The following is a 1,599-nucleotide window of genomic DNA, read 5'->3' on the forward strand; positions in this document are numbered from 1 at the left end:
CAAATCCCGATGCTGGAAAGCGATGAGCAACAAGCATTACTGAGCCTAGGCCGTTATCAAGGCGCGTATCAGGTGCCTACGCAAGTGGTGAGCATTGCCCAGCAGATCAGCCAACAAGCCCAGCAAACTCCAAAAGCGAGCGCCTTGTTCGATGGAGACACGACACTCAGCTATGCCCAGCTGGATACCTACTCGAACCAGCTAGCACATTATCTGGTTGCGCAGGGCGTTTCGCAGGGAGATGTGATTGGCATATACCGCCCCCGCTCTGTGGATCTGATTGTCAGTATACTGGCAATATGGAAAGCGGGCGCCGCCATTTTACCGCTGGATATGAAGTACCCCACGCAGCGGGTGCAATATATGGTGCAAGATGCACAGGCCAAATGGGTACTGTGCGACCAACCAAGTGCACACTTTTCAGATGACGTGCAGTTAGTAATGACCCCCCCCCATTGGCAAGACGCAAAGCAAACTCCGCTAGATGCGATGCCGATTTTATCAAACCTGGCGTACTTAATTTATACCTCAGGGTCAACGGGGCAACCTAAAGGGGTGGCAGTATCACATGAGGCCATCGCCAGACACAGTCTGTTAATGGCCCATGATTATGGATTACGTGCAGAAGATTCGGTATGGCAAATGGCGTCGTTCAGTTTTGATACGGCGTTGGAGCAAAGCCTCAGCACTTTAATCCGTGGCGGTTGTTTAGTACTGCATTGCGAGACCCTGCCTGGGGCACATGCATGGCTATCCCAGATGCGTGCGCAGCAGATAACGGTAACGGACTTACCAGTGGCTTACTTTGCACAATTGTTGACCGAGTTAGCAAGTTCAGACTGGCAAGCAATGCCACTGCGCTTAATCGTGGTGGGGGGAGAGGCGCTGCCACGAAGTGTTGTAACACAGTGGTTTGAAAAAGGCCCCCATGCAGAGTGTCGTTTAATCAATGCTTATGGGCCAACAGAAGCCGTGATAACCGCGTGTCGTCAGGTTATCACACCTGCGGACAAGGCGTGTGTGCGCATCGGTGAGGCTTTGCCAGAAAGACAGCTGTTGGTATTAGACAGCCATCAGCAGTTAGTCCCACAAGGGGGCATTGGCGAGTTATACATCGGGGGAGTGTTGGCTGAGGGCTATTGGCATCAAGCGGCACTCAGTGCAGAAAAGTTTATTGCCAGCCCATTTGATGCAACGGTTCGTTTATATCGTACCGGTGATAGAGTGCGTTGGACTGCCGATGGCGAATTGGTGTTTGAAGGGCGTTTCGACGAGCAGGTGAAGCGCCGCGGGTTTCGCATTGAGCTCGGTGAAATAGACTACCAATTGAGTATGTATGACGGGGTACAAGGGGCACTCTCTGTCCTAACCGCAGAAGGGTATTTACACAGTTACGTCTTGAGTGACTCCGCAGAGGCCGTGGACACCGACGCGTTAAGGCGCATACTTGTGAATACATTACCAGATCACATGATCCCAGATGGCATTGTCGTGTTGGGGGCATGGCCGATGACGGCCAATGGTAAAATTGATAAGAAGGCCTTACCTGCGCCGCAGTTACAGAGCAGTACTTGTTTTGAAGCACCCACCACTCAGACA

At 52.1% G+C, this 1,599-nt stretch carries 1 protein-coding gene; it reads left to right on the forward strand.

The features are described from left to right. A partial coding sequence (locus L1286_RS23975; RefSeq protein ID WP_235409542.1) for an amino acid adenylation domain-containing protein occupies window positions 1-1,599 on the forward strand: 1,599 nt, incomplete at both ends.

This window comes from Pseudoalteromonas sp. SMS1 (genome assembly GCF_021530565.1).
Lineage (GTDB): Bacteria > Pseudomonadota > Gammaproteobacteria > Enterobacterales > Alteromonadaceae > Pseudoalteromonas.